At 45.4% G+C, this 26,676-nt stretch carries 21 protein-coding genes and 1 tRNA gene; 12 read left to right on the forward strand and 10 right to left on the reverse strand.

The genetic code is table 11. The annotated features are described in order from the left end of the window. Positions 1–139: 139 nt before the first annotated feature. Entirely contained in the window at positions 140–1,492 is a 1,353-nt protein-coding gene (locus tag R7035_RS05725) for a diguanylate cyclase (RefSeq protein WP_318146009.1), read from the reverse strand. 132 nt (positions 1,493–1,624) lie between these two features. On the opposite strand from R7035_RS05725, the gene R7035_RS05730 reads away from it, so the two are divergent. Together R7035_RS05730 and R7035_RS05735 are read left to right on the forward strand one after the other, a co-directional pair. Next, positions 1,625–2,230, forward strand: coding sequence for an alpha-ketoglutarate-dependent dioxygenase AlkB (locus tag R7035_RS05730; RefSeq protein WP_318146019.1), 606 nt, complete (start codon positions 1,625–1,627; stop codon positions 2,228–2,230). Between the two features lie 69 nt (positions 2,231–2,299). Continuing rightward, positions 2,300–3,388: a DUF3541 domain-containing protein gene (locus tag R7035_RS05735; RefSeq protein ID WP_182015788.1), complete on the forward strand. Its 1,089-nt coding sequence runs from the start codon at positions 2,300–2,302 to the stop codon at positions 3,386–3,388. 54 nt (positions 3,389–3,442) lie between these two features. Here the strand turns inward: R7035_RS05735 and R7035_RS05740 are convergent, their stop codons facing one another. Next, complete coding sequence (locus R7035_RS05740; RefSeq protein ID WP_017635515.1) at positions 3,443–4,651, reverse strand: NupC/NupG family nucleoside CNT transporter; 1,209 nt, start codon at positions 4,649–4,651, stop codon at positions 3,443–3,445. A gap of 412 nt (positions 4,652–5,063) precedes the next feature. Between R7035_RS05740 and R7035_RS05745 the strand changes: the two genes are divergently transcribed. From R7035_RS05745 to R7035_RS05755, 3 genes are all read left to right on the forward strand, one after another. Continuing rightward, positions 5,064–5,246, forward strand: a complete 183-nt coding sequence (locus R7035_RS05745) for a hypothetical protein (protein ID WP_021035910.1) — start codon at positions 5,064–5,066, stop codon at positions 5,244–5,246. Further along, positions 5,211–5,294: transfer RNA gene (locus tag R7035_RS05750), tRNA-Leu, on the forward strand. The genes R7035_RS05745 and R7035_RS05750 overlap by 36 nt, the downstream gene beginning before the upstream one ends. A gap of 32 nt (positions 5,295–5,326) precedes the next feature. Then, positions 5,327–5,938 (forward strand): DUF2913 family protein, encoded by a 612-nt coding sequence (locus tag R7035_RS05755; protein ID WP_005384170.1) that lies wholly within the window; start codon positions 5,327–5,329, stop codon positions 5,936–5,938. Positions 5,939–6,016: 78 nt separating this feature from the next. Here R7035_RS05755 and R7035_RS05760 read toward each other — a convergent pair whose 3' ends face one another. Together R7035_RS05760 and R7035_RS05765 are read right to left on the reverse strand one after the other, a co-directional pair. Beyond that, entirely contained in the window at positions 6,017–7,417 is a 1,401-nt protein-coding gene (locus R7035_RS05760; protein ID WP_053307136.1) for a tryptophanase, read from the reverse strand. A 298-nt stretch (positions 7,418–7,715) separates the two neighbouring features. Continuing rightward, positions 7,716–8,960 carry an NADH:ubiquinone reductase (Na(+)-transporting) subunit B gene (locus R7035_RS05765; RefSeq protein ID WP_318146010.1) on the reverse strand — a complete coding sequence of 415 codons (1,245 nt, stop codon included), beginning with the start codon at positions 8,958–8,960 and terminating at the stop codon, positions 7,716–7,718. Positions 8,961–9,119: 159 nt separating this feature from the next. Here R7035_RS05765 and R7035_RS05770 point away from each other — a divergent pair, with 159 nt between their 5' ends. The 3 genes from R7035_RS05770 (at position 9,120) to R7035_RS05780 (ending at position 12,084) form a co-directional block, all read left to right on the forward strand. Next, complete coding sequence (locus R7035_RS05770) at positions 9,120–10,508, forward strand: cytochrome ubiquinol oxidase subunit I (protein ID WP_017635517.1); 1,389 nt, start codon at positions 9,120–9,122, stop codon at positions 10,506–10,508. 10 nt (positions 10,509–10,518) lie between these two features. Beyond that, the gene (gene cydB / locus R7035_RS05775; RefSeq protein ID WP_054574502.1) at positions 10,519–11,517 is read left to right on the forward strand and encodes a cytochrome d ubiquinol oxidase subunit II; all 999 of its coding nucleotides are present in this window, start codon (positions 10,519–10,521) and stop codon (positions 11,515–11,517) included. 174 nt (positions 11,518–11,691) lie between these two features. After that, on the forward strand, positions 11,692–12,084 hold the full coding sequence (locus R7035_RS05780; protein ID WP_206957432.1) for a cystatin: 393 nt from the start codon (positions 11,692–11,694) through the stop codon (positions 12,082–12,084). A gap of 42 nt (positions 12,085–12,126) precedes the next feature. Here the strand turns inward: R7035_RS05780 and R7035_RS05785 are convergent, their stop codons facing one another. The 5 genes from R7035_RS05785 to R7035_RS05805 all read right to left on the reverse strand — a co-directional run bounded on the left by R7035_RS05785 (position 12,127) and on the right by R7035_RS05805 (position 17,953). Beyond that, complete coding sequence (locus R7035_RS05785; protein WP_258490556.1) at positions 12,127–12,654, reverse strand: hypothetical protein; 528 nt, start codon at positions 12,652–12,654, stop codon at positions 12,127–12,129. Beyond that, the gene (locus R7035_RS05790; protein ID WP_005374179.1) at positions 12,599–13,294 is read right to left on the reverse strand and encodes a glycoside hydrolase family 19 protein; all 696 of its coding nucleotides are present in this window, start codon (positions 13,292–13,294) and stop codon (positions 12,599–12,601) included. The genes R7035_RS05785 and R7035_RS05790 overlap by 56 nt, the downstream gene beginning before the upstream one ends. 195 nt (positions 13,295–13,489) lie before the next feature. Further along, a complete protein-coding gene (gene lhgO / locus R7035_RS05795) occupies positions 13,490–14,722 on the reverse strand; it encodes an L-2-hydroxyglutarate oxidase (RefSeq protein WP_053307131.1) in 1,233 nt (410 codons plus the stop codon). Between the two features lie 8 nt (positions 14,723–14,730). After that, positions 14,731–16,854, reverse strand: coding sequence for a TRAP transporter permease (locus tag R7035_RS05800; protein ID WP_226083315.1), 2,124 nt, complete (start codon positions 16,852–16,854; stop codon positions 14,731–14,733). Positions 16,855–16,942: 88 nt separating this feature from the next. Continuing rightward, a complete protein-coding gene (locus R7035_RS05805; RefSeq protein WP_017635521.1) occupies positions 16,943–17,953 on the reverse strand; it encodes a TAXI family TRAP transporter solute-binding subunit in 1,011 nt (336 codons plus the stop codon). An 836-nt stretch (positions 17,954–18,789) separates the two neighbouring features. Between R7035_RS05805 and brnQ the strand changes: the two genes are divergently transcribed. Beyond that, positions 18,790–20,100: a branched-chain amino acid transport system II carrier protein gene (gene brnQ, locus R7035_RS05810; RefSeq protein ID WP_238852839.1), complete on the forward strand. Its 1,311-nt coding sequence runs from the start codon at positions 18,790–18,792 to the stop codon at positions 20,098–20,100. A gap of 103 nt (positions 20,101–20,203) precedes the next feature. Further along, positions 20,204–21,412, forward strand: a complete 1,209-nt coding sequence (locus R7035_RS05815) for a GGDEF domain-containing protein (RefSeq protein WP_054576191.1) — start codon at positions 20,204–20,206, stop codon at positions 21,410–21,412. A gap of 43 nt (positions 21,413–21,455) precedes the next feature. Here R7035_RS05815 and R7035_RS05820 read toward each other — a convergent pair whose 3' ends face one another. After that, positions 21,456–22,805: a sigma-54-dependent transcriptional regulator gene (locus tag R7035_RS05820; protein WP_085569250.1), complete on the reverse strand. Its 1,350-nt coding sequence runs from the start codon at positions 22,803–22,805 to the stop codon at positions 21,456–21,458. A gap of 178 nt (positions 22,806–22,983) precedes the next feature. Between R7035_RS05820 and R7035_RS05825 the strand changes: the two genes are divergently transcribed. Together R7035_RS05825 and R7035_RS05830 are read left to right on the forward strand one after the other, a co-directional pair. Then, positions 22,984–25,044: a sensor histidine kinase gene (locus R7035_RS05825; protein WP_215810458.1), complete on the forward strand. Its 2,061-nt coding sequence runs from the start codon at positions 22,984–22,986 to the stop codon at positions 25,042–25,044. A 147-nt stretch (positions 25,045–25,191) separates the two neighbouring features. Beyond that, on the forward strand, positions 25,192–26,583 hold the full coding sequence (locus R7035_RS05830; protein WP_318146011.1) for a 6-phospho-beta-glucosidase: 1,392 nt from the start codon (positions 25,192–25,194) through the stop codon (positions 26,581–26,583). The last annotated feature ends 93 nt before the right edge of the window (positions 26,584–26,676 follow it).

Raw genomic sequence — 26,676 nt, forward strand, 5'->3', positions numbered from 1 at the left:
CACTGCTAATAACGACTCTCTCAGCAAAGTGTCTGTGAACATATGAAGTCACATATTCGTGTATCTCAATGATGATGAGATTTCGGGCTCCCAACTTTACCACTCTTCTAACCCCTTATTGAAACTGGGCTCAGGCTCATCAGCCATGCTTTTGCTGATACATTCTCTCATCGGCTATTTTCATCATTTGCTCAGGAGATGACATTTTCGGGTCAAATATCGCGTACCCAATACTGGCTTTCAAATAGATAAGCGTTTCATCGTAAATGACGGGCGTCGAGCATAGCGCTAATCGAAGTTTTTGTAGAAGGGACTGAACATTTTCTTCCGTTCCAGGGTGATGGACTACAACTAAAAACTCATCACCGCCCATTCTGGCCACGATGTCTGATTTACGCAGAGAGCTTTTTACCCTTTCAGCCGTAGCGATTAAAACTTTGTCACCTGCGTCGTGACCATAGGTGTCGTTAATGTGTTTAAACCTATCTAGGTCAATATTAATTAAGGCGAAGCTATAACGCTTTTTATAACGTTTCGCTATTTCAAACTGCTGCTTGTAAAACTTCATAAAATAGCGACGGTTTGGTAAACGCGTGAGTTCATCGTGTAAAGCTCTGTCATCTGCAATGGTATACAGTCGATAAATGGCGAACAGCGCGAGGCTAAGTGCGAATATAATGGGATAGCCGATTACTCTAGCTAAATGCAACTGATGCCAAGAGATTTGGCGATCAGCTTTGCCTCCAGAGAAAACCACCATACTCCACCCACCATAAGGAAAATGAACCATCTCTTTTGCATATGCCATGCTATTTACACTTTGCGCGCCAAAGAAAGCATCACCAAATGAGCCACCGCTATCGTAACCACGGATCATTAAAGGGTAACGATACGAGAAATCAATTACGCCGGTTTCTCTCATCAGAGCATCGAAATCAATCACCGCACTGATCACTCCCCAGTAGTCCTGATTCATTGGAGGATCAAGAAAAACAGGCACACGCACGATCAAACCTCGGCCACCTTGAATCAAAGTCACTGGCCCTGCGATGAAAATTTCTTGTACATCCTTGGCTTTTTGCACCTGTACCCACTGCTGTGGCACTGCGCGGTAATCAAGGCCGATTAGGCGCTCATTACCTTGGCGTGGAAATACATGACTAATTACATCATTTTTCGCGATACCGATGATTGTAATATGTTTACTTTTATTTAGGATTCGGTGAGCGGCGATACTCAATTCTTCTTCTTGGTTTTTAGGAAGTAACGTAATGAGTGTCGCTAAAGTACTGGCTTTGTAGATATCCGCCATAAGTACCGCTTCCAAATTGGAACGGAGAATGGAAAGTTGTTCTTTGGCCTCAACTTGAACTCGCTCTTTGTGAAGCTCTTGCTGGTTTCGATTTAACAGCTCGATAACCCCAATACACAAAGCGAAAAAGGTGAGGAAGAACAATGCAAAATAGCATCGTTTTCTGGGTAAATAACGCATTTTCTCCCCACAACTCGTATACAACTACGAGATTTTTTATTTATTGTTAAAATTCTTATTATCACAAGAATAACCAATCATAATCAGAAAGGTAACAGTGATTGACAACTTTTATGTTTTAGGTGTGAGATGATGCATCAACAAGGCGATTTATTTGGCGGCGATCTATGGCAAGAAGTAGAAAGAGGAAAGCTTTATTATGATCCTCAATTTCTTAACCATCTTGAGGCGGATAATTACTTTGACCAACTTCGAAAGACACTGCCATGGCACCAAGAACACATTACTATGTTCGGCAAATCAGTACTTCAACCTCGCTTACAAGCGTGGCACGGTGATGCAGCATATACTTACTCAGGCTTAACCATGCAGCCTCACCCTTGGACTCCTGAGTTAACTCAGCTGAAAGTGCGTTGTGAATCAGTTGCTGATGTCACTTTTAATTCTGTTCTCGCTAACTTATATCGACACGGCCAAGACTCAATGGGCTGGCACCAAGATAATGAACCAGAGTTAGGTAGAGACCCTGTTATCGCATCTTTGAACTTAGGTGAAACACGTCGATTTTTGCTTAGAAATTTACATTGTAAAACTGAGATTGAATGCGAGCTTTCTCACGGCTCCTTACTGATTATGGCTGGCGAGCTCCAGCATCACTGGAAGCACTGCGTACCAAAAACCGCGAAAACCAAAGATGAACGTATCAACCTGACTTTTAGGCAAATTTTTAACTATTGACTCAGCTTTTACATTCTCAATTAATATTGATGGTAGGTTTAGGTTCAGGACTTCATAGGGAATGGATTTATGCGTATTAAACCTCTTAGCTTAGCGGTCTTACTCTCTTGCTCACTTACCTTTGCTGCTCAGGCATCACAGGAAGACGTACCGCTTCTCGATAATACTCAATCAGCGCAGTTGATTCGTAGTACCTACGAACAAGAACTGTTCACTTTCCCGGCGTTTAAAGAGGGCCATTTTGGCTTACGCATGTACCGCCAAACATTAGATGAGAAATATCACGCTGCCATTTGGACCGACATGGCACAAGTAGCCAGCCGGTTAAACCAATTTGCTAATGAAGTCGTTGAACCAGAAGACATCATTCTCTATTCATCTCAAAGGCTGACCACGTATCAAGAGAAAGAAACCGAACGAGGTCAGCGACGCTATACCGTGACTAAACACCATCCTGAGTACCTTTATCTTGGTGTGGATTTGCTTGGCGCAATGGCAAGAGCAAACGAATATGGCCTACAACATAAACAAGACAAAACGCTGAGAAAAATTATTAGGCGCTACGATTTCTCGCGTTACGTTACGGACAAAGAGATGATAGAGGCATGGGCAGCTCAGCTTGCAAACCAAGTATACTGGCTTCGTCAGCTAGGAGAGCAAGATGTGGTCGAGGAATTCACTCAAACCTTCCGGAACACCTACCCCGACGATAAAGATAAGATGCTTTCAGCTCAGCAGTATTGGAACAAACTCTATGGTATGACGCACATCATCTTTGCCGATTCACAGTATTATCAGGAGCGAGTAAGCGAGAAGAAACACCAATGGATTTATGATTACTTTCGCAACAACATCGACACTATCCTACTGCGCGCCAAAGAAGACGTGATTGCGGAAGTCGGCATTTCGTTTTTGTTAGCAGGCTTGGACCATGATCCGGTCGTAAAGAAAACCCGCCAAGCCATTCGTCACGCAATCAACGCAGAAAAAGGGATGATTCCGTCGGTCGACGGTAACTTTGATCTCAAGTACGGCGAACACCGTAACGTGCTAGCCATCATGCTGCTCGATTGGAAAGGGGTACATAAAGCGCCAACTTATCAAGAGCACCCAGAGGCTTTTAAATCGATACCTTACGGCTTAATGCCCAAGCCTTAGAAATAACAAAACCCGCCATTTAGGCGGGTTTTTAGTGTGTATCTTCAATCTAAATTAGAGAGAGATAAAAATGCCCGCTAAGCACGCACTCATCAGGTTAGCGAGTGTACCAGCAGCAACCGCTTTTAGGCCTAGACTTGCAACATCTTTGCGGCGCTCAGGTGCCATCACGCCGATAGAACCCAACTGAATCGCAATTGAGCCAATGTTCGCAAAACCACACAACGCAAAAGTGATAATAATTTGAGTATGCTCAGACAGTGTCGCTTTGTGCTGCACAAAATCGATAAACGCAACAAACTCATTCATCACCACTTTCTGACCAATGTATGAACCCGCAGCTAGGATTTCGTGGCTTGGCACACCAATCAACCACGCTAGAGGTGCAAACAAATAACCAAAAATCGCTTGTAGCGTTACGCCAGAGAAACCAAGTATCTCGCCCAAGTTTTCTAGCCCCGTGTTCACCATCGCGATAACACTCACGAAAGCGATAAGCATGGTACCAACAGCAACGGCAACTTTCATACCGCCCATGGCACCGCTTGCTAGCGCATCAATAACGTTACTTTCTTCTGATTTATCTAGCTCAATATTGTTGTAATCGCTTGGCGTTTGACGCTCAGGAACGATGATTTTTGCCATCATCAAACTACCTGGTGCTGCCATAAAGCTTGCCGCGATCAAGTATTTGAGGTCGACACCCAAACCAGCATAACCACCAAGCACACTGCCCGCCACTGAAGCCATACCACCAGCCATCACGGCAAACAGTTCAGAGCGAGTCATGTTAGAAAGAAATGGACGAATAAGAAGTGGTGACTCGCCTTGAGATAAGAAAATGTTCCCTGTTGCAACCAAAGACTCTGCTTTACTCGTACCCAAGAACTTCTGGATAGCGCCGCCAATAAATTGAATCACTTTTTGCATAATGCCCAAATAGTAAAGGGCGGAGATAAGAGCACTGAAGAAGATGATGATAGGAAGGACACGGATAGCGAAGATAAAGCCAGAAGAAGCGAGGTCACCAAAGAGGAATTTAATCCCTTCATCAGCAAAGCTGAGTAGCCCCGCGACACCATTACTTAAACTCGCCAGCGCCGCTTGACCCAACGGGAAATAGAGCACCAAAGCAGCAAACCCCATTTGTAGCATCAAGGCGCGAGATACAGTTTTCCAATTAATGGAAGAACGACCCTCAGAAAGTAGGAAAGCACAACCTAGCAGTGCAACAATACCAAATAGACTAAATAGAACACTCATGAGCTGGACCTACTAAACGTTGAAAAAGAAAAAAGAGCCAAAGGAATTGGCAGAAGAAAGGGACAACGCAGCGAGTGATAACTCACTTTTAGATCCAGAATGTAGACAGAACGAATAGTTCGACATCTTATTTTTACCTTATACAAGCAATTGAACGTAGCTGGTCCGGTCCGTGGGGTCATTCACTGCTGGCGAGCATGTTGCTTGGCCTGCTCCATGTGACGGCTTGTATGGGTAAGGGTCTTGAACAACTAAACCCTAATTCCCGCTTAAACGGGACGCAAGTATAGCCAACAAAAAGAGATATTCATCACATTTATTTACGCAAACGTTCAAGCGTTCAAAATTTAGGCAAAAGTACTCTTTTGTCGTCATACCATTAATAAAAGTAAGGGCATAAGGATAGGCGTTGATGGTAAAAAACATAAAAGTGACCAATAAATATGCAATCAAACTCGAAAGAGCCAAAATTCGTCATTTTGCTCTCGCCAACAGGTGGATTTTGGTTATAATTCGCGTTGCTTCTTTCGAGGCCTCTGAGTATTCAGAGCATCATGATGCCGAGATGGTGAAATTGGTAGACACGCTAGCATGAGGTGCTAGTGCCTTTGGTGTGAGGGTTCGAGTCCCTCTCTCGGCACCATTATCCTTCTTCCCTAATTTTGTTCGAGTGTAATGCAAAGTTCTAAGCAGGCAAGACAGTCTACAGATGCTAACCAACTTCTGAGTGAGCTTGCGGTTCACGCTTTATTACACCTGCACTTTAAAATTCACGCGTCCTCGCATGGCCTCTCCCTTAAAGAACGTAATGACTTACTTCAGAAATGGCTGAAACCAAAACTGAAGAGTAATCGCTATAAGCTGATTAAAAAGCCGTTAAAATCTTTGACTCAGCAGGCAAAAGGTGAGAACGGAAATCTGGAAGAATTACTCGAGCGCTGCGTCGGTGCAGACAAACCCAGAAATCCTCAACCCGATCTAGATAGCTACTTGCTGCTGATCAACGAGATTGAGAAGAAACTGGGGACTACCGTGTTATTATCGCGACCGGAAGACGTCGACTTATCTCACGACCAACACGGCTGTTTGCTGTGTGTGCTTTCTGAGAACTTAAATCAGCACTTCGATGATAATAACGCCCTAATCGCTCCTATTTCGATGCTGTTCCGCGGACCAATGAGTCAACGCTCACTTTTCCTTGGCAGCATTTACGCCAGTGGTACCTTCAATTATGAAGTGCAGTATCAAGACGACCAGTTCGTTCGCATCACATTAGAGTTAGCGTAACTGTAACGCTAAGAAATAAACGAATCGAAAAAGGCCGTGAAACTCGCGGCCTTTTGCTTATCTAGATTTAAACTTGAGTTAATCGATCTCTTTAAATCGAGCAGTAAAGTGGCGCAGCACTGGTGGCTCGTACTCGAAAGTGAGCCCTTTTAACTCATGTGCACGATTTTTCAGTTCGATAATCGCATCCGCAATGTAATCCATATGATCGTTTGTGTAGACACGACGTGGAATGGTCAAACGCATCAACTCAAGCTCTGACACTTTTTGTTTACCCGTTTCCGGATCTCGACCAAGCAGCAACGATCCTATCTCTACTGCTCGAATACCCGCTTCCAAGTACAAAGCATTACACAATACCTGCGCAGGAAACTGATCCGCTGGAATATGTGGCAAAATCTTAGCGGCATCCACAAACACCGCATGACCACCCGTTGGGTATTGAATCGGAATACCGCCTTCACGTAAGCGCTCACCTAAGTATTGAACTTGGCTAATTCTATAGTGAAGAAAATCCTCGTCCGCGGCTTCATACAAACCGCGAGCGAGCGCTTCCATATCACGCCCAGCCATGCCGCCGTATGTTACAAATCCTTCCATGGGTACGCAGCGCGTCTGCACCGCCTGGAACAACTCCTTATGATCACGAATACAACACATGCCACCAATGTTTACCATCGGGTCTTTCTTAGCTGACATGGTGAGCATATCACCGTACTGGTACATCTCACGGATGATTTCCAGAATCGATTTATTCTCGTAACCCGCTTCACGCTGCTTGATAAAGTAGGCGTTCTCACAGTAACGAGCCGAGTCAATCACCACTGGAATATCGTACTTGGTTGCAATCTCGTACACACTGCGCATGTTTTCCATCGACACAGGCTGACCACCGGAGCTATTACAAGTAATCGTGGTGATAATTGCACAAATGTTATGCGAACCGTGCGCTTCAATTGTTGCCACCAGCTTATCGATATCAAAATTGCCCTTCCAATCATAAGGCGTAGTGGTGTCGAATGCTTCTTCCGTTACCACGTTAATCGCTTTACCGCCATTGAGTTCAATGTGACCCGCTGTGGTATCAAAATGGTAGTTCGAGATAAATACTGGCGTTTCGCCACCACGCACCTGACGCATACGCTCAATCAAGGCTGGGAACAAAATTTGCTCGGCACCACGCCCTTGGTGTGCAGGCACGGTGAGCTTATAACCGAAGAAGTGCTCCACTGCATCACACAGGTTGTAGTAATTTCGACTCCCCGCATAGGATTCATCCCCCATCATGATGCCAGCCCACTGATTATCACTCATGGCACCAGTGCCAGAGTCAGTCAGCAAATCGATATAAACATCATCACTACGAAGAAGAAATGGATTATAGCCCGCTTCTTTTAACGCGACTTCACGGTCTGCCAAAGTCGTCATTTTGATTGGCTCAACCATTTTGATACGGAAAGGTTCTGGAATACGTTTCATTGTTAATTTCCTTATACGCATTGCCCTACGCAGTTTCACGTAAGACTAAAAAACAAATAGATAGAATGCTTTTCAATGCAATTGCATTGAGGAAATCAACGAGAAGAGATTTTACTAAGAAGAGACAAGCAGTAGTCTAGGTTATACCAGAACGACAGCACCAAACGGCTATCGAGAATATCCTTTATTCTCATCGTCTTCGTCCTCCTGATAAAAATAAAAAGTCAGAAACCCTATGTCTCTGACCTTTTCAATATAGTGCAGTTTTCAATCAATTTTCAGTGAGGTCACCCTCATTTTAAGAAGGTCTCGCCCTTTTCATTCTGCGTTTGATATTACTTTCTTTGACTAGGTAATCGAAAAGTGGCGCGAATAAGTTAGCAAATAGAATCGCTAACATGATGCCTTCTGGATAAGCCGGGTTCAGCACTCGGATAAAAATCGTCATCACACCGATTAATAGTCCGTATGCCCATTTCCCGTTATTGGTAAAAGCTGCCGAGACAGGGTCTGTCGCCATAAAGAAGGTACCAAACGCAACCCCACCAATCACGAAGTGCCAGTAGAACGGCATGGAGAACATGGGGTTAGAGTCTGAACCGATCGCATTCAATAGTAATGAAGATCCGATTAAACCGACCAACACGCCCGCAACAATTCTCCACGATGCAATCTTCATAAAGATGAGAACCAAGCCTGTTAGTGCGATCAACAACGTGGAGACTTCACCCATCGAGCCTGGTAAATTACCAACAAAAGCATCTCCCCATGAAATTGGCTCTCCCGTCATATTATTTATCAAAGCACTTTGCCCTCCTTCATACCATTGGCTAAGTGGAGTAGCGCCAGAGTAACCATCAGCCGCGACCCACACGGCACCACCGGACATGTTGGCAGGATAGGCAAAGTATAAGAACGCGCGCCCTGCTAAAGCTGGATTTAGGAAGTTTCGTCCAGTACCACCGAAAATCTCCTTCGCCACAACAATACCGAAAGTGATACCTAAAGCCGCTTGCCATAGTGGAATTGTCGGGGGAAGGATCAGCGCAAAGAGTACAGAGCTGACAAAAAAACCTTCGTTCACCTCATGCTTTCGCACAATAGCAAACAGAACTTCCCAGCAACCACCAACGATAAACACCGTCGCATAAACCGGGAGAAAGTAAGTAGCACCAAGCCACATTTTACTTCCCCACCCCGCTTGTGAGACCGCATCTAACGAGCCCCATACCCAACTCAGTTGCCATGAAGAAACAAGCGCTTGCTGAGCTGAGGCTTGATCCATTCCATACAACAAGGCATCACTCGCTTGCTGGCCTATGTTGTACATACCCCAGAACATGGCAGGGAAGACCGCCAACCACACCATGATCATAATACGTTTTAAATCAATGCTATCTCGAACGTGAGTCATGCCCTGGTTTACCTTACCAGGCGTGTAAAAAATGGTTTCGACAGCTTCGAAAAGTGGGTAGAACTTGTGATACTTCCCACCTGGACCAAACTTAGGTGTCGCTTTCTCAAAGTAATCTTTAAGGCTCATAACACTCCTCCTTTATTTAAAAGATGGTACGCACATGTGTAAAAAGCGATCGTTTTTTAATCTCTTCGTCTTCCTTCTTCGTATTTCACCTTGTTCGCCACTCTTCTGTCTCCTCTTTAAATCCGGCGAACAGTTTATCCAACGAAAAAGGGACCGCTCATGGACACACTCGCCATTGACCTAGCTAGATTCCAATTTGCCTTTACTGTCTCTTTCCACATTATTTTTCCAGCTTTTACGATTGGTTTGGCAAGTTATCTCGCTGTATTAGAGGGCTTGTACTTAAAAACGGGCAACAAACAGTACATGCAAATCTATAAGTACTGGCTCAAAATCTTTGCCATCAGTTTTGGTATGGGTGTGGTGAGTGGCATCGTGTTGAGCTATCAATTCGGTACTAACTGGAGCGTGTTTGCCGACAAAACAGGCCCAATCCTAGGCCCACTAATGGGTTATGAAGTTTTTACTGCGTTTTTCCTCGAAGCGGGGTTTTTAGGCGTGATGCTTTTCGGTATGGATAAGGTGGGTAAGAAGCTTCACTTCGCCGCGACTTGTATTGTTGCATTCGGGACGTTTTTGTCTGCGTTTTGGATACTTTCGGTTAATAGTTGGATGCAAACACCAGCGGGCTATAGTATCAACGAAGCCGGACAGTTTATCCCAGAAGACTGGTGGGCGATTGTCTTCAACCCTTCCTTCCCTTACCGGCTCGTTCATATGTTGCTCGCCGCTTACCTTACTACTGCTTTTGTTGTAGCCGGCGTTGCCGCTTATCACTTGCTAAAAGCAAACCATAACCCTCTTGCCAGAATTATGTTCTCGATGGCAATGTGGATGGCTGCCATCGTGACACCAATTCAAATCGTTGCTGGAGACATGCATGGTTTAAACACCCTTGAACATCAACCCGCCAAAGTCGCCGCGATGGAAGGGCACTATGAGTCTCACCAAGGCGCGCCATTGATCCTCTTCGGTATCCCTAACGATGAAGAAAAACGCATGGAATACGCACTGGAAATCCCCAAACTCGGTAGTTTGATCTTAACTCATGACCTCAACGGTGAAGTGAAGGGATTAGATGCTTTTCCAGAGGAGGAACACCCTCCTGTCTCTATCGTTTTCTGGTCTTTCCGAGTAATGGTCGCGCTTGGTTTTGGCATGCTTGTTATTGGTTTGTGGAGCCTTTGGCTAAGAAAACGTCGCAAACTTTTTGATTCAAGGGCACTTCAACGTATTTGTGTCCTGTTTGCCCCAGCGGGGTTCATTGCAGTTTTAGCAGGCTGGATAACTACCGAAGTCGGTCGACAGCCTTACACCGTATACGGTCTTTTAACCACAGCCAATTCGGCATCGCCTATTGATGCCGCCGCGGTGAGCGTCTCCCTGACGGCGTTCATCGTGGTTTACTTTGTGGTTTTTGGAGCTGGCTTCTTCTATCTCCTACGTTTGATGCGTAAGTCTCCAACTCGATATGAAGAAGGCCTAGATAGCCGACTTCCTGATGGCACGAAAACCGATGCCATCACACATTCTAACCATCTAACCTAGGAGCTAACTCATGGATTACGCATTAATTTGGTACGCTTTGATTGGGCTCGCCGTTCTGATTTATGTCGTGTTAGATGGCTTTGATCTCGGTATTGGTATCCTATTCCTCAGCGCTAATGACGATGAAGAGCGCGACATGATGATGAACAGCATCGCTCCTGTTTGGGATGGGAATGAAACTTGGCTAGTTCTTGGCGGTGGTGGGCTTTTTGCCGTGTTCCCCCTCGCCTACGCGGTCATTATGCCAGCACTCTATGCTCCCCTGATTTTAATGCTGCTCGGGTTAATTCTGCGCGGGGTTTCTTTTGAGTATCGCTTCCGAACACAACGCGGAAAGTTTTTATGGGATAGCGCTTTTTTCATTGGTTCACTCACCGCGGCATTGATGCAAGGCATTATGCTCGGAACCCTGCTCCAAGGTATAGAGGTTAGTGAACGAGCATACGCAGGTGGATGGTTTGATTGGCTTTCACCATTTAGCGTATTTTGTGGCCTGGCGCTTGTTTGTGCTTATATTCTGCTCGGTTCATGCTGGTTATTAATCAAGCTTCCAGAAGAGCTGATGGGGCGCTATTACGTGGTCGCGCGACGATGGGGACTAGCGATGGTAGCCTGTATATTCATCGCCAGTTTGTGGCTGCCATTGAGCCAAAATATCGTCTTTGAACGTTGGTTCTCATTACCAAACTCGCTACTGTTTTTCATTTTACCAATTATTACTGCGGCACTTATTTGGCAGTTATTCAAAGCCTTACTCGACCACAAAGCCGTCCGAGCCTACGTTCTTGCGATCGGCCTGTTTCTTGTGTCCGCGATGGGTTTCGGTGTCAGTACATTCCCTTACTTGGTCCCATTCGCACTCACTTATCAAGACGTCGCCGCGCCAGACAAAAGTTTGGCATTTTTACTTGCCGGTGCGGTGGTATTACTTCCTCTGATCATAGCCTACACGGCTTATTCGTACTGGGTTTTCCGCGGCAAGATGAAACGTGGAGAAGGATATCACTGATGAAACTAAAACCCATTTTGTGGTTCATTGGCATTTGGCTGGCAAGCGTGGTCGCCTTGTTTATCATCAGTTCGTTGATACGAACTGCGATATTGTAGGCCCAGAGTCTACTGCACCACATCTGAAGCCATTGAGGTCTATACTCAAGCAAGAGTAAAACAACGGAGTGTTTTTATGACCTTAAAGCGGTTTCTGGTAACTTTGATTCTTTTGACGGTTCCACTGTTTTCACCAAATGCATTGGCCGTAGACAAGCAGATGTCATCCGTCATGAAAAGTAAAATGCGGTCTATTTGCTCCGCAACAGACGAGCAGGGCCATTGGCAACTTGCTGAAGCAACTCCTGACGCCAGACGCTCACTCAACATGGTGCTTTATCAAATGAATGCCGATGATAAATTGAAAGCAATTCATGAGGTGAGAACGAAAATGGTCGGCGGCACCCATTATGCGTTTGAGTTCGAGTTGCAAGATGGTCAGGTCTGGAATGCAATTGTATTGCACAGTGCCCGAGGCGATTACATGATAGAAAGACACGCCAAGAAAGGGGAACTCTGCCCTAAATAGCAATAGACACTACAACTTTACGACACAATAAAGTCGACTGATTCAGTCGCCTTTATTGTTGGTATGTTTAGGTATCGCTTCAAAAGCTTGGGAAAAGTAATAGCTTTCAACCTGAGGCCTAACTAAATCACAAGCTAACCCAAGGTCATCATTTTTTGTGAAAGGTAAATGTTCTGACACTAATTCCTGGGAATCTTTGTCCACGGTCTGGAAAGATTCAACAATTCTAAGTGGCCAGTAAGCTTTATTCTCAGTAACAAGAAAAAAGTAATATTGGAGCTGCTCTCCATGAGTCACGGCATTGTTAATTTCACTTCTAACTTTAACCACTTCGATTTTGCTACCAACACAAGTGAAGTCATATGCATCAGTAATTTCCGCTTCCTTCGCGCCCGGAGTATATACCATATAATCCGATTCAAACTTATTATCAGTCAGCAAATAACCATCGTCGACACTAGTTAACTGAAAGGAAAATGCAGGGTAATGTACTATCAAACAAGCTCCAAAAGCCCTACTTAAAAATTTCTTTGAAAATGCCTTTTTTATACAGTTCGGTAAATATCTCATGTCGTTGTCCATATGAATCTGTATTTTTATTAATAACCCTAGTAATACTATCAGTCACCGTTCTAGATGCTCCCTTATCGGCTTTTAAATATAGCTTATTCTTCAGCCAAAAAATCATAGCAGTCCTGATGGCATATTTAGGTTGAGCAACTAACTGAGGCGAAGAAGAGAAACTCGTATTTTCGTTCCAAATATTTGCGTGTATGCTTTCTGTCGCTAAATAGTTTCCTTTCCCTGTTAACTGTATCATTCCTCTACCGCGATATTTCCATCCATCTCCGGTACTTGCATCACCATTGCCTATTTTCATGGCATAGGCATTATTTGCTATCGCTTCTTGGTTTGCTTTTTGATTGATGGCATTTTTTCTCCCGTGCTTTTCAGCTAACGCCGGCCTATTCCGATAGACTCTGAAAGTGCTTTTCAATCCTTGAACTGAATAATTCAGGTTTTCCTCCATTCTCATTCCAGGACCAACCTCTTTTGCTAATTGAGCGACAAAGTGTGACAGTCTCAGTTCACTGTCTAACTTACATTCAGAGATCTTCATAGAAAGTTCTTTGCTTATAATCACTAAATAGTCTTCTGAAACTTTAGTTTCATTCTTCCATACTTTTCTAAGGTGCTGTTTTGTAATCATAGTCCCTCCATCTGATGAAGATTAAAACTGAAAGAACAAAAAATCACCTATAAAATTTGAAGTTGACATTGTATTACGACATTTTAAAACCATTTCTTACATACTAATTACATTATTGTGCGGCAAATAACATACCAGTCAATATTCTAGAAAAGCATTCTTTTCGCTCATATATTTTAACATGGCTTTTTACTGTTAAACCGTCTCGGTTTTCGCCTCTATCTTCTCATTTACTTTATCGCAAATGTACTCTCCAATAGGCATTGCAGATGTCGCTGCTGGAGAGGGGGCGTTGCAAACGTGCAGGCTTCTGGCGCTTTCGGCAAACAAGAAGTCATGAACCAAGGTTCCGTCGGATAACACCGCTTGCGCACGAATACCCGCAGGATATGGTTTGAGATCGTCTACCTTGATGCTTGGGCAGTATTTATTGACCAGCTTGAGATAGCCCGGCTTCCACCACGAGTTCTTAAACTCATCCAATCCGGTTTTTAGATGCTTTTGTGTCACCTTCCAGAAACCGGAGAAGCTCAGCATTTGCATGGTATCTTGCAAGCTGAAGTTAACCTTGTCGTACCCTTCTCGCTTCCAGCCTTGCACCGCATTTGGACCTACGGTCACACTGCCATCAATCATGCGAGTCAGGTGGACGCCCAAGAATGGCAAATCAGGGTCGGGAATTGGATAAATAAGATGATTCACCACTTGGTCGTGTTTGCTATCTAAGCGGTAGTATTCACCACGATAAGGGATGATTTGGAAATCGGTCGGAATAGACATCATCTTCGTCATGCGATCCGCCATCAAGCCGCTGCAAGTAACCAAGAACTTAGCATTGAGCTGCATGGTTTGACCGTCTGAAATACAGGTCAGTTGAACTTCTTCGTCCTTCTCTTCGGCAGCCACCACTTTGGTTCTCAAGCTGATTTGACCGCCGAGCTTTTTGAACTCTTCCGCCATCTGCTCAGTGACCAAACGATAGTCCACAATACTGGTGGTTTTGACATAAATCGCGCCCAATCCCGTGATGTTTGGTTCAGCCAGTTTAAGTTGAACTTCATCGAGTAGCTTTACGTCGATGCCGTTGACATGGCAGCGCTCATAGAGGGCATTCATGCGTTCGACTTCTTGCTCATTGGTCGCAACCAGTAACTTGCCACAGTTCTCCACCGGAATATCGTGCTCGGCGCAGAACGAAATGGTTCGCTCTACCCCACGCTTACAAAAATCCGCTTTTAAGCTGCCCGGTGCGTAGTACACCCCGGCATGAATCACGCCGCTATTGTGTCCGGTTTGGTGCTGGGCAAAACCGGACTCTTTCTCAACCAATAAAATGGATTTGTCTGGATGACGTTGCTGTAGTTGCCATGCTGTCGACACACCAACGATACCGCCACCAACAATGATGTAGTCATAGACTGATTTCATACGACCTCTTATAAAACCGATAGTTGAGATTGTTGCAATTTGAACTTGCGACCACTGTAAATGAACACCGCGACAAATACCGCGCAGCTTGCCACACGAACCAACATTGGGATATCGTGCCAAACCAGCAATGTACCCACCACTACCAACAAGAGACGCGTCAGAATGTTTAGAGGACCTTCCAAGTAGCCTTCAATCGCACCAATCAATGCATAGGTACCGATGATGGCAAAGAAGCCTACGGTAATTACCGACGTCACATCCCAACTGACCAAGCCTGTATAGGCAATAAGTAGCGGTACAAGATACAAACCTTTAGCGATTTTCCACGCCATCAGGCCGGTACGCATTGGAGGTGTTTTCGCGATGGTTGCCGCTGCAAATGCGGTCAAACACACTGGAGGCGTTACGTTACTGTCTTGCGATAACCAGAAGATGATGAGGTGAGCAGCCAGCAATGCCAAGCCTACCGCTTCCATACCCAAACTTTGCTCTAGTAGGGTTTCCATAAAGTCCGCAGGTACTAGCGCCACCATTTCTTTCGCGGTTTCCAACGCCATTGGTGCATTAAGCAGTTCCAACTTTTCTGGCGCCGCCAACATGAAGATAGCTTTTGCTTGTTCAGGCAATTGACCCGACACCATCAATTCAAGCAATTGGTTTTCGGCAATTAACTTGTAAAGCGCAGGGGCAGACAGAGTACCCAATACAATATACGCCGCTGTCACAGGTAAACCCATACCTAAAACAAGAGAAGCGAGCGCAATCAGAACGATCATGATGAACAAGTCGCCATTCGCCCAACCGTCGATCATCAGTGAGAAGGTGTTGCCGATGCCAGTTGTACTGATCACGTTGATCACCAAACCGATACCCACCAGCAATACGGCGGTTGTCGCCATGTTCTTTGCACCTTGCGATAGCGCTTCGATGATCGCTTTTGGTCCCATCTTATGATCTTTCGAGAACCAAGAAGCCACCACCACAGAAATGATTGACAAACCTGCAGCGTAAGTCGGTGTAAAACCTTGAACCAACAAAGTGACCAATACCGCCAGTGGGATAAGGTTGTGCCAACCGCTGATCAGCACTTTTAATAGAGATTCATCACTTGTCGTGATTTTTTGAACGCCGCTGCGTTTGGCTTCAATACGCACAAAGAACGCCACGGACAAGAAATAGATAAGAGCAGGAATGAAAGAAACCGCGATGATATCGACATAAGGAATTTGCGTGTAAGACGCCATGATGAAAGCGCCCGCGCCCATCACTGGTGGCATCAGCTGACCACCTGTCGACGCCGCAGCTTCAACGCCCGCTGCAAAGCGCGAAGGGAAACCTGCTTTTTGCATTAAAGGAATACTGATAACACCAGTTGAAACCGTATTTGCCACACTAGATCCAGATACTGAGCCCATCAATCCCGAGCCAATCACTGCGATAAAACCGGGACCACCGATGATTTTACCAGCCGCAGCACGTGCCACATTGATGATGTAATCACCGACACCAGAGCGCACAAGAAACGCACCAAACAGAATGAACATGAATACGAAAGTCCAACTGATGCGCGAGATAGAACCAAACATGCCCTCAGAAGAATAGAAGCTACGGTAGAGCAAGGTTTCCATGCTCAAACCCGGGAAATGGAAAATACCTGTCGCCCACTCACCCCAAAGCACAACGTAACTCAGACACACCACAATCAGCACAGGAATAAACCAGCCCATGGTGCGTCGGATCAGCTCAATCACAATCAGGATTGCCATGATGGCGAAGACCCAATCGCTGGTCACGAACTTCACGCCACGTTCGTACAGCGCATCTTCGGCATAGGGAATGTAGAGCAAACACGCGACCGCGCCCATAGCAATTAACACATCGATGCCGAGTGCAAGCTTACTCTGCTTGAGAGAGATATGAGCCGGATACCAAAGCGCACAAATCACCGCAAAGCCAGCAAAGTGGGTCGCGGAAATCCATAACTCTGGTAACGTCGATAAGGTATTAAACCAAATGTGCAAAGCAGACAACACCACGCCAAACACTGTGATTGTGGTGGTTACCCACGGAAAATCAGTGCGCGTGGGCAGCTCAAACTTCTGCAATTCCTTTTCTATTGAGTCGCTCATCTCATACTCCAAGCTCTGGCGGCTTTTTCCATCTTAGAAATCGGTAGGGATAAAATGCCCCGAGCCGAAACTCGGGGCGAAGTTGGCGTTATTTCGCCATTAGGTCTGATGGGATTTCGATGCCCATTTCTTTGTAGTAACGCACCGCACCTGGGTGAAGAGGCACTGGCAAGCCAGCGATCGCTTTCTCAATCGCCATTGCTTTTGTTGCTTTGTGGATGCCTTGTAGGAAAGGCAGGTTCTCGTAGATCGCTTTGGTTAGCTGGTAAACGTCTTCTTCCGAGATATCTTCACGAACTGCCAAGAAGTTTGGCTGTGCAATGGTGGTGATCGGCTTATCTAGCCCTGGGTACGTGTTCGCTGGGATCTCGTACTTCGTCCATAGGTTGTAATTGCCGTTCGCCTCTTTGATTTGTTCGTCAGTAAACGAAAGAATCGAAATGTCTTTACCCAACGCAGCAAAAGCTTGAGTGACCGCACCAACAGGTACACCCGCAGGCGTGTTCATGCCGTCAATGGTGCCGTTTTGAAGTGCGCTCGCACTGCCGCCGTAACCCATGTAAGCAAGATTGAATTTATCAGGGTCGACCTTCAGACCTTTCATGATTTGGCGACCAGAGTTCTCAGTACCTGAGTTCTTCTTACCGATAGAGAACTTCTTGCCATCTAGGTTGTTCAGATCAGTCACTGTGCCCGTTTTTGCTAGGTCAGAGCGAACAATAAAGTGCTCAACGTTTTGCCAAAGCATAGAGACTGAGCGCAGTTGTTCTTGGCGACCGCTCTTCTCATAAGGACCTTCACCAGACCAAGCCCACGCACCGTAAAGACCTTGTAGAATCGCGAACTGTGCTTCGTTTTCATTCAGCAGTTTAACGTTTTCACCAGAGCCCGCAGAGCTGATTGCAGAAAGGGAGAAGTGGTGCTTTGGTGCCAACTTCACTTTGCTTAACGTCGCCAACGCTACGCCCACAGGGTAGTAAGTACCACCTGTCGATGCCGTTGCAAGAATATAGCTACGATCTTCTGCCGCAGCGTTAGCAGCAATACCAAAAGAAGTCACAGCGACAGCCAAAGCTTTTACCAGCTTATTCATTTTCATTATTACTCTCCGTGTAGTCGTTTCACCATTGGGGATTTACATCATGTTAAACCTTTATTAACAACACATTCCCTAGAGCAATTGAAATGCCAACTTTTAACCCTTTGTATTTATTGAACTAAGAGCTGAAAGACATCAAAAATGAGCAAAATCATGCTGATTTGATAGCAAAGTAATGAGCAAGATCTTGCTCATTGAAGAGGAGAAGGTTGCACGCCTAGATCGCAAAAGGTTAATAAAATGTGATCAAGACAAAATAAATGCACGATTCACTAATAAGCAATATTTTGCCGATGCAATTTTGGATTGAATTGCAACTAATGAGCGTCTTAACAATAAGAAGAAAAAGCGCATCATTCTAAACTGCTCAGTTTATCAGCTGAGGTTTATAGCCTAAACGACTACAAATAGCACAAAAATACAGCAAAGAAAGCCATGTTACAAAAATGAAAAGTCATTTATTCTAATTTTTAATTTAAAAAGCAGCTCGATCCACCAGTTCAGAAATAAACATTGACCGTATCAACTTATTTTCTACTTCGGGGTTGTGCCAATGGCCCTATGTTCGTTAGTGTAACAACACGCCAAGGCAAACGTATTCCTTGGTATTTTTTCGTCTTTAAGGATCACCCATGTCAGCAACTGCGCAATTACAATTCGCTTTAAAACGCCCATCTGGCGTTGCTGCTGCGATCCTCCTGCTCTCTCTGAAACTGATTCAGAGCTGACAGGCTATATCTAAACTTTCTGTCAGCTTGAGAAGAAGCTGACGGGAACACCACATACTCCTCCCATTCCTTTCAGTTTCTTCCAAGCGAAACATAAGAGGAATAACAATGTTAAGCGCACGCAATATCGCCGCTTTGGGCTTCATGACTTTCGCCATGTACTTAGGCGCGGGTAACCTGATCTTCCCTCCATTTTTGGGTTACCAAGCAGGTGAAAACTTTCTGAGCGGGATGTCTGGCTTCCTCTTGACGGGTGTAGGTCTGCCTGCGATGGCACTGGTGATGGTGGCTATCGTAAACGGTTCAGACAAATTAACCGCTGCCCTACCTAAACCTTTGGCGACCAGTTTTTGGGTGATGGTGTTTATCGTGATTGGCCCTGCGTTCGTGATCCCACGTGCAATTACCGTGGCTTACCAATTTAGCTTTGCGCCAATGTTTGGTGATGCAGCTTTGGTGCCTTTCACTATTGCCTTCTGTGCTATCACCATTCTATTTGCCCTATATCCGGGTAAATTGGTCGACAACCTAGGCAAGATCTTAACGCCTGCCTTGATGGCAATCTTGATCATCATGTCTGTGACGGCTTTGGTTTCTCCTGCAGGTGAGCTAACTGCCGCAACGGGACCATACCTATCTGGTGCATTTGCTGAAGGCTTGACCCAAGGCTACATGACCATGGATGCGCTAGGTTCTATCGGTTTTGGTTGGATTATCTTCCGCGCGATTCGCAGCATGGGTGTGGATAGCCCGAAAGCCACTGCAAAATACACACTAATTGCTGCTTTAATGTACGCGGTTGCCATGGCATTTGTTTACATCTCATTGGCTTACATTGGCTCAACAAGCTCATACTTAGGCTCTGAATTCAGTAACGGTGGCGACATCTTAACGGCATTCACCTTTAGCCACTTCGGCGCATTTGGCTCACTATTACTAGGGGCCGTGATGGTATTGGCGTGTTTGACTACTGCTATCGGCGTAACCACCGCAGGCAGTGAGTTCTACGACAACACTTTCAGCAAAGTGAACTACAAAGGCTGCGTTATCACGACCATGGTATTGGCAGGTTTGATCGCTAACGTAGGTCTAGAGCAACTATTGGCTATCACATTGCCAGCGGTTGTGGCGCTTCACCCAGTCGCGATTGCGTTGATGGTCATGGCACCAGTGCGCAACAAGATGTCACAAATCATGGTGGTAGCGACGGCGTTCACTGCTTTAACGTTTGGTTGTGTTGATGCGCTGCACATCCTAGGTTACATGCCAGATTCCACCGATGAGTGGATGGGTAATTACATGCCTCTGTACAATGACTTTGCTAGCTGGATTATGCCTAGCGTATTTATGATGATTGTTGGTCTGCTGTTTACGACGAAAACCAACCAAACCGAACAATTCGAGCTGGTGAATGAATAGCCATTTAACATAAGACATCGCTCAATAAGTGAGTTACTATGTAGCTCGCTTATTGATATCAGGCAAAGGAGTTGCCTGAATGAAAGATTGATATGGGTCGCCTATGGATAATCAGTATCTAGACATCAGAACACTGAACTTTATCGTTATTCTGTTCTCTTGCATTTACTCTATTAGTCTGCTTTGTTATCAATACACTCAGGGTAGAGTCAAAGGCTTAAAAACCTTCTCGATATCACTACTGTTCATTGGTTTAGGCCCTTTTTTACTTGGCTTTAGAGGCTCTGCGCCAGACTGGCTGACCATCGTCATAGCCAACACTCTCATATTAGTCGGCTTCTTGCTTACGCTATATAGCGTAAGCATTTTTCGTCAATACCCTTTAAAATTGGCTCACTGTCTCACCTTGTTAACACCTGTTTTCAGTGGTTCATTTTACTATTTCACCTTCCATGATCCTTCTATCAAAAGCCGTATTATTTATCTGAGCATGTATATTTGTATCGTCACCTTCTTTAGTGGTGTCGCTATGCTTAAAGGTACCCAAAAGGACTTAAAGCTCCCTGTTAAAGCAATGGCTTACTCTTTCTTTGGATTTAGTTTTTTTATGGGATTTAGGGCGCTTTGGAGTACTTTTTCAGGTGAGTTACCAAGCTTTATGGTCGCAGGCCTTATCCATCAGCTGACTTTCTTATTTAGCATCTGCCTGATCGTTGCTTTGAGCTTTAGTATGCTGTGGTTAATTAACGGACGCTTGGTGCAATCCATTAATGATCTCTCTCATTTAGATGCACTCACAGGGCTATATAATCGTCGAGCCATGGAAGAAATCGTTCCAAACTTGGTTAATAAAGCACATAAAAAAAGCCAAGCAATCAGCATTATTATGACTGATGTAGACAAGTTCAAAGCGATTAATGATCACTATGGTCACACGGTTGGCGACTCCGTCATGGCAACGATCTCCACTATTTTTAAAAAGCATCTTCCTGAGTCAGCCTGCATTGTGCGATTTGGTGGTGACGAGTTCATGATTGTTTTGCTCGAAAAAGCACAGCAAGCCAAAATTTTCGCAGAGCAAATTCGCCTTGCGGTCGAAACTGAAACCGCTTTGCAATCATTTAAAACTGAAGTGACCATGAGCTTTGGTATCAGTCAGTTATCTGAGGGGCAATCACTTCAAGAGGCGCTTGCTGAAGCAGACGAAGCGCTATATAGCTCTAAACATACTGGAAGGAACCTCGTTACCTTGTTTGGAGAAGGGAAAGACCTAAATTATAAGTTTGTCCCAGCTCCAGCCAAAAGCGCATAACGTGTTTGTTATGCCAATGATTTTACATTAGCTAGAAATCGCACTAAGTATAGTCGGAGCGATTCAAACCAAACTTCTGCATCTTTTGGTTAAGGGTTCGACGTGGTAAATCCAACTCCTGCATCACCTCATTGATGCGTCCATGATGCCTGACTAAAGAATCATGTAGCACCTTACGTTCAAAGTTATGTAGCTGAATCGCCAACGGCACGCCCGCATGCGTCTCTTCGGTTGTTGAGGATGGTCGACTGGAGATAATTTCCATCACGGAGACGGTTTCATCCAATGCAAAACGCATCGCTACATTCCTAAGCTCACGTACGTTACCAGGCCAAGAGTAAGCAAGAATGGCCTTTCTATCAGCTTCACTCAGTGGACGACTCTCAGGGTTACTTTTCAGAGCAAAGTGTTCAAACAAGATCAACGCGTCTTCTTCTCGCTCACGTAGCGGTGGCAAATAGATCTGCGCCACATTGAGTCGATAATACAAATCCTGACGAAACTCATCATGATCATTGAGATCTTCTTTCGCGGCGGCGATCACTCTCAAATCAACTGAGATCTGCTGATTGCCCCCAACGCGCTCTACTGTATGTTCCTGTAATGAACGCAACACTTTCACCTGCATCGACAGCGGCATACTCTCGATTTCATCAAAGAACAAGGTGCCTTTATCCGCGTATTCCAATTTACCAATGCGCTTTTTACCCGCTCCGGTAAATGCTCCAGCTTCATGCCCAAACAGCTCACTTTCAAACAGGTTCTCAGGAATCGCGCCACAGTTGATTGGCACAAAATGATGGGTTCTACGTTGGCTTTCATTATGCAAACTGGTCGCTACTAGCTCTTTACCACAACCGGTTTCGCCGTAAATGATCACGTTAGTATCAATGCGCGCTAACTTGGCTACTTGTTCTCTAAGCTGTTGCATAACTCGGCTTCGCCCAATCAACACTTCTTCTAAGCCGCTAACGCTAGAAAGGTACTCTTGACGATCTTGAGTAGACGTTTGTGCGCGATAACTCTCAACCGCTTCGGTCACACGTTGAGATAAGCGCTCCGGTTGGAAAGGTTTCTCGATAAAATCGAACGCACCGTTTTGTAATGCGCCTACCGCCATATCAACGTCACCATGTCCGGTGATCAAGATAACTGGCGTTGGAATGTGATTGGCAATCAGGCTTTCTAGTATCGACAAACCATCGGTGTCTGGCAGGCGAACATCACTGACAATCGCATCAAATTCTTGGCTAAGAATGGCCGCTTTGCCCTCTTCGCCTAAACTGAATGCGGTCACGTCAAACCCTGCCAGTTGCAGCCATTGGCTGGTAGCCTGACGAACAATGTCATCGTCTTCGATAAGTGCAATTTTAGGGATGTCGTCAAAAGCCATGAGTTACTGCCTGCTTTATGGGGTAGGAAAGAAATCGCTCTTTATTAACGGTAGCAAAAACCACTGAGGAGAAAAGGAGCTAGATCTCACTTCTTACTTACAAGTCTTTAACATCCAACCAGTTAGGCGCACTCTTTAATGACTGTCGATGAGAACGCATTAGCTGAATGGAGTCAGTATGCAGCGCAAAAGGAATGGCAAAACATGGCTTGTGGTCGCAATTGCGGCAGTGCTGATGTTGTCTTGCTATAGCGCCAGCAGAGAGGTTGCCCGTCAGTGGTTGAGTGTACAAACTCAAACCGAAGCTCAACAAAAACTGCTCGACTATATTGGTGAAGTTCGTCGTGCACTTAAACGCTTCTATCACCTGCCTTACCTCGTCACCAACAATCCAGAAACCATCGCGTTTGTGAAAGGGAATCTGACTTATTACGAGCCGTTGCAAACCCAGCTGACTCAACTCGATAAAGCCGCCAATACGGAAGGTTGGCTAATCCTGTCTAACTCTGGCGAAGTATTGGTCTCAAGTTTGATCGAAGAGCGCTTTAGCCTGTCTGACCGAAAAGCCATTGTGGAACAAATTCACAATCAAGGCGGCGGTGTTTCCTTGGTGAACAAAACCAAAGGTTCGAGCCCGTTGTATTATCTTGCAGCCCCTATCTACAATGGTCTGAATATCGCTGGCATTGTGGTGGTGCAAATCAACCTTAGCTTATTAACCGAACAGACCATTACTAGCCAAGACATCATTACGTTGCAAAATCGCCAGCAACGCTTTTTCCTATCGAGTAGCTCGCTCTATAACGCTGACTGGTTTAACGAACCGAGCAACACCGTTCAGTTAGAAACGCAGCGCTTATACGACAACACCAACATCAGTGTGTGGACGCTCAACCAGCAACGCTACTTTGCGCACACCGTTAAATTGGATGATTTGAATTGGTACGTCAGCTACCTCACCCCTTCTAAGCCGATTCAACAAACCATCAACGTGATTGGTTGGAGCGTAGCGACGCTGCTCTTGTTGGTTGTATTACTCGTCATCATTGGTCTACAACGTCGCCAAAAACACATCAACCAACAACGAATTCAAGCCCTGCTGGAAGAGTCCCAACGCCGCTTGAAACAGATGATCAATAAGACCCACGTTGGTTTGCTATTGATTGATGAACAAGGTCAACTGTTCGATCTCAACCCAATGGCGAAGCGTTTGTTCTGTTTACCAGAAAGCGTCAATCGACATGCTTTTGCTTGGGAATTATTCGACGCAGGCAATCCCAATTCCACCACACTTAAGTTGCTCAAGGATTTACCTAAACATAAAGAGCTCGCAGAGATCAGCACGGTCGAAACCATTGCCAGACGCAGTGACGGAAGCGTCTTCCCTGTCTTGTTCTCGCTAACCAGTTTCCCTTGGCATGGCGAGCAGTATTTCCTTGCGACGATCATCGACATCAGCAAGCGGAAAAAAGCCGAGCAATCACTGCAACAGGTCAACCAAGAACTGGCGCAGCGGGTAGAAGAGCGTACTCAAGCGCTAAAAGAAGCACAAAGCCAATTAATTGAATCGAGCAAAATGGCCGCTTTGGGTCGCATGTCGAGCGCGATCACTCATGAGCTCAATCAGCCACTGACGGGCTTGCGCACCCTGCTCACCACGAACGAGCTACTAGCGGAACGCGGTGAAACCGAGATGATGAAAGCCAACAACGTATTGGTCCAGAAGCTGATTGATCGCATGGCAAGCATGACCAGTCAGTTAAAGACGTTCGCCTACAACAAACCAGAAAGCCTACAGGCGATTTCTCTTACCTCCGCACTCGAAGAGACCTTACGCGTTTATCAATCCCAATTAGACAAGGTGGATGTGCGTGTGCGCGTTCCTCATGATTTACCTAATATCATGGGTGAAGAACAACGACTGCTTCAGGTGCTCGGTAATCTTGTCTCGAATGCGCTAGACGCAATGAACAATACCACCAACCCGCAGCTCAGCTTGATCGTCAACCCAACCAGCAATCAGGTCGAACTGATCATCAGTGATAATGGCTGCGGCGTGTCGGATGAGATGCTTGAATCCATGTTCGAACCCTTCCAAACCTCAAAGAAAATTGGTGAAGGATTGGGGCTGGGTTTAGCGATTACGGCCAACAATATGCGTGATATGAACGGACAAATTACTGTGCATAAGAATGAACAAAATGGGCTGACTTTCACTTTATTGTTCAAATCAGCCTAAGGTGATATTGATTACAAAATCATCATTAGAACTAGGCATCCCCGCTGTTTGAGAAAAACACGATCTCGATACAAGAATCCCTCCTTGACCTACACTATTCTCAAGCAAATAAGACGAATAACTTCCGAACGATAAAGAGTGAGAAACATGATTAAGTTTCCTGAACATTTTCTTTGGGGCGGTGCCATTGCTGCAAACCAAGTAGAAGGGGCGTGCAACCTTGGGGGTAAAGGGTTATCGACATCAGACATGCTGCCAAACGGTATTTTGAGTCCGCATCAAACCCGTGAAGAGCGTACACCGGGTATCAAAGACGTGGCGATCGACTTCTACAATCGCTATCCAGAAGACATCGCGCTGTTCAAAGAGATGGGCTTTAACTGTCTGCGCCTATCTTTAGCTTGGAGCCGCATCTTCCCGAACGGGGACGAGTTAGAACCGAACGAAGAAGGTTTGGCGTTCTACGATAAAATTTTTGACGAACTTGCCGAGCACAACATCCAACCTTTCGTGACCTTATCTCACTACGAAATGCCTTACGCACTGGTTGAAAACTATGGCGGTTGGGGCGATCGTCGCGTCATCGAATTCTTCGAACGTTATGCTCGCACAGTGCTGGAACGCTACAAAGACAAAGTGAAGCTGTGGTTAACGTTCAACGAAATCAACATGTCTCTACACGCACCATTTACTGGTGTTGGTTTGCAAGAAGACGCCAATGAACAAGATATTTACCAAGCGATTCACCACCAGCTAGTCGCAAACGCAAAAGCGGTAAAACTGTGTCAGCAAATCGTACCAAACGGCAAGATTGGTAACATGCTGCTTGGCGCAATCAACTACCCATACACCTGTAATCCTGATGACGTGCTGGCAGCAATGCATGAAAACAACAAGTGGTTGTTCTTCGGTGATGTGCAAACACGTGGTCAGTACCCTGGCTACATGAAGCGTTACTTCCGTGAAAACGGCATCGAAATTCAGATGGAAGCAGGCGACTTAGAAGAAATTGCATCGGCAAGTGTCGATTTCATCTCATTCAGCTACTACGCAAGTGGCTGTGCAAGTGCAGACCCGAAACAGAAGGAAGTAGGTAACATCGTCGATAGCGTACCAAACCCATATCTTGAGAAGAGCCAATGGGGCTGGTTGATCGATCCAAAAGGCCTGCGCATTCTGCTGAACTTCCTTCACGATCGCTACCAAAAACCACTGTTTGTCGTAGAAAACGGCTTAGGTGCACGTGATGAAATCGATGAAAACGGTGAGATTCAAGATGATTACCGCATCGCTTACTTGAACGACCACCTTGTGCAAGCACACGAAGCGATTCTGGATGGCGTTGAGTTGATGGGCTTTACCAGCTGGGGGCCAATCGATTTGGTCGCGAATTCAACCGCTGAGATGAGCAAACGTTACGGCTTTATCTATGTCGATCGTCATGATGATGGGCAAGGAACGCTAGAACGTAAACGTAAGAAAAGCTTTTTCTGGTATCAAGACGTGATTCGTACTTCAGGCGGTTCATTGAAAAGCTAAGCCTGTTGTCTAGGTATAAAGTGCAACTAGGCATTCGCCTAAACCATCAAGCCCTGCAATTGCAGGGCTTGAATTTTAAGGTGTTTATTCATT

It is taken from the genome of Vibrio sp. 1731, assembly GCF_033339955.1.
In the GTDB taxonomy this organism is placed as follows: Bacteria; Pseudomonadota; Gammaproteobacteria; order Enterobacterales; family Vibrionaceae; genus Vibrio; species Vibrio alginolyticus.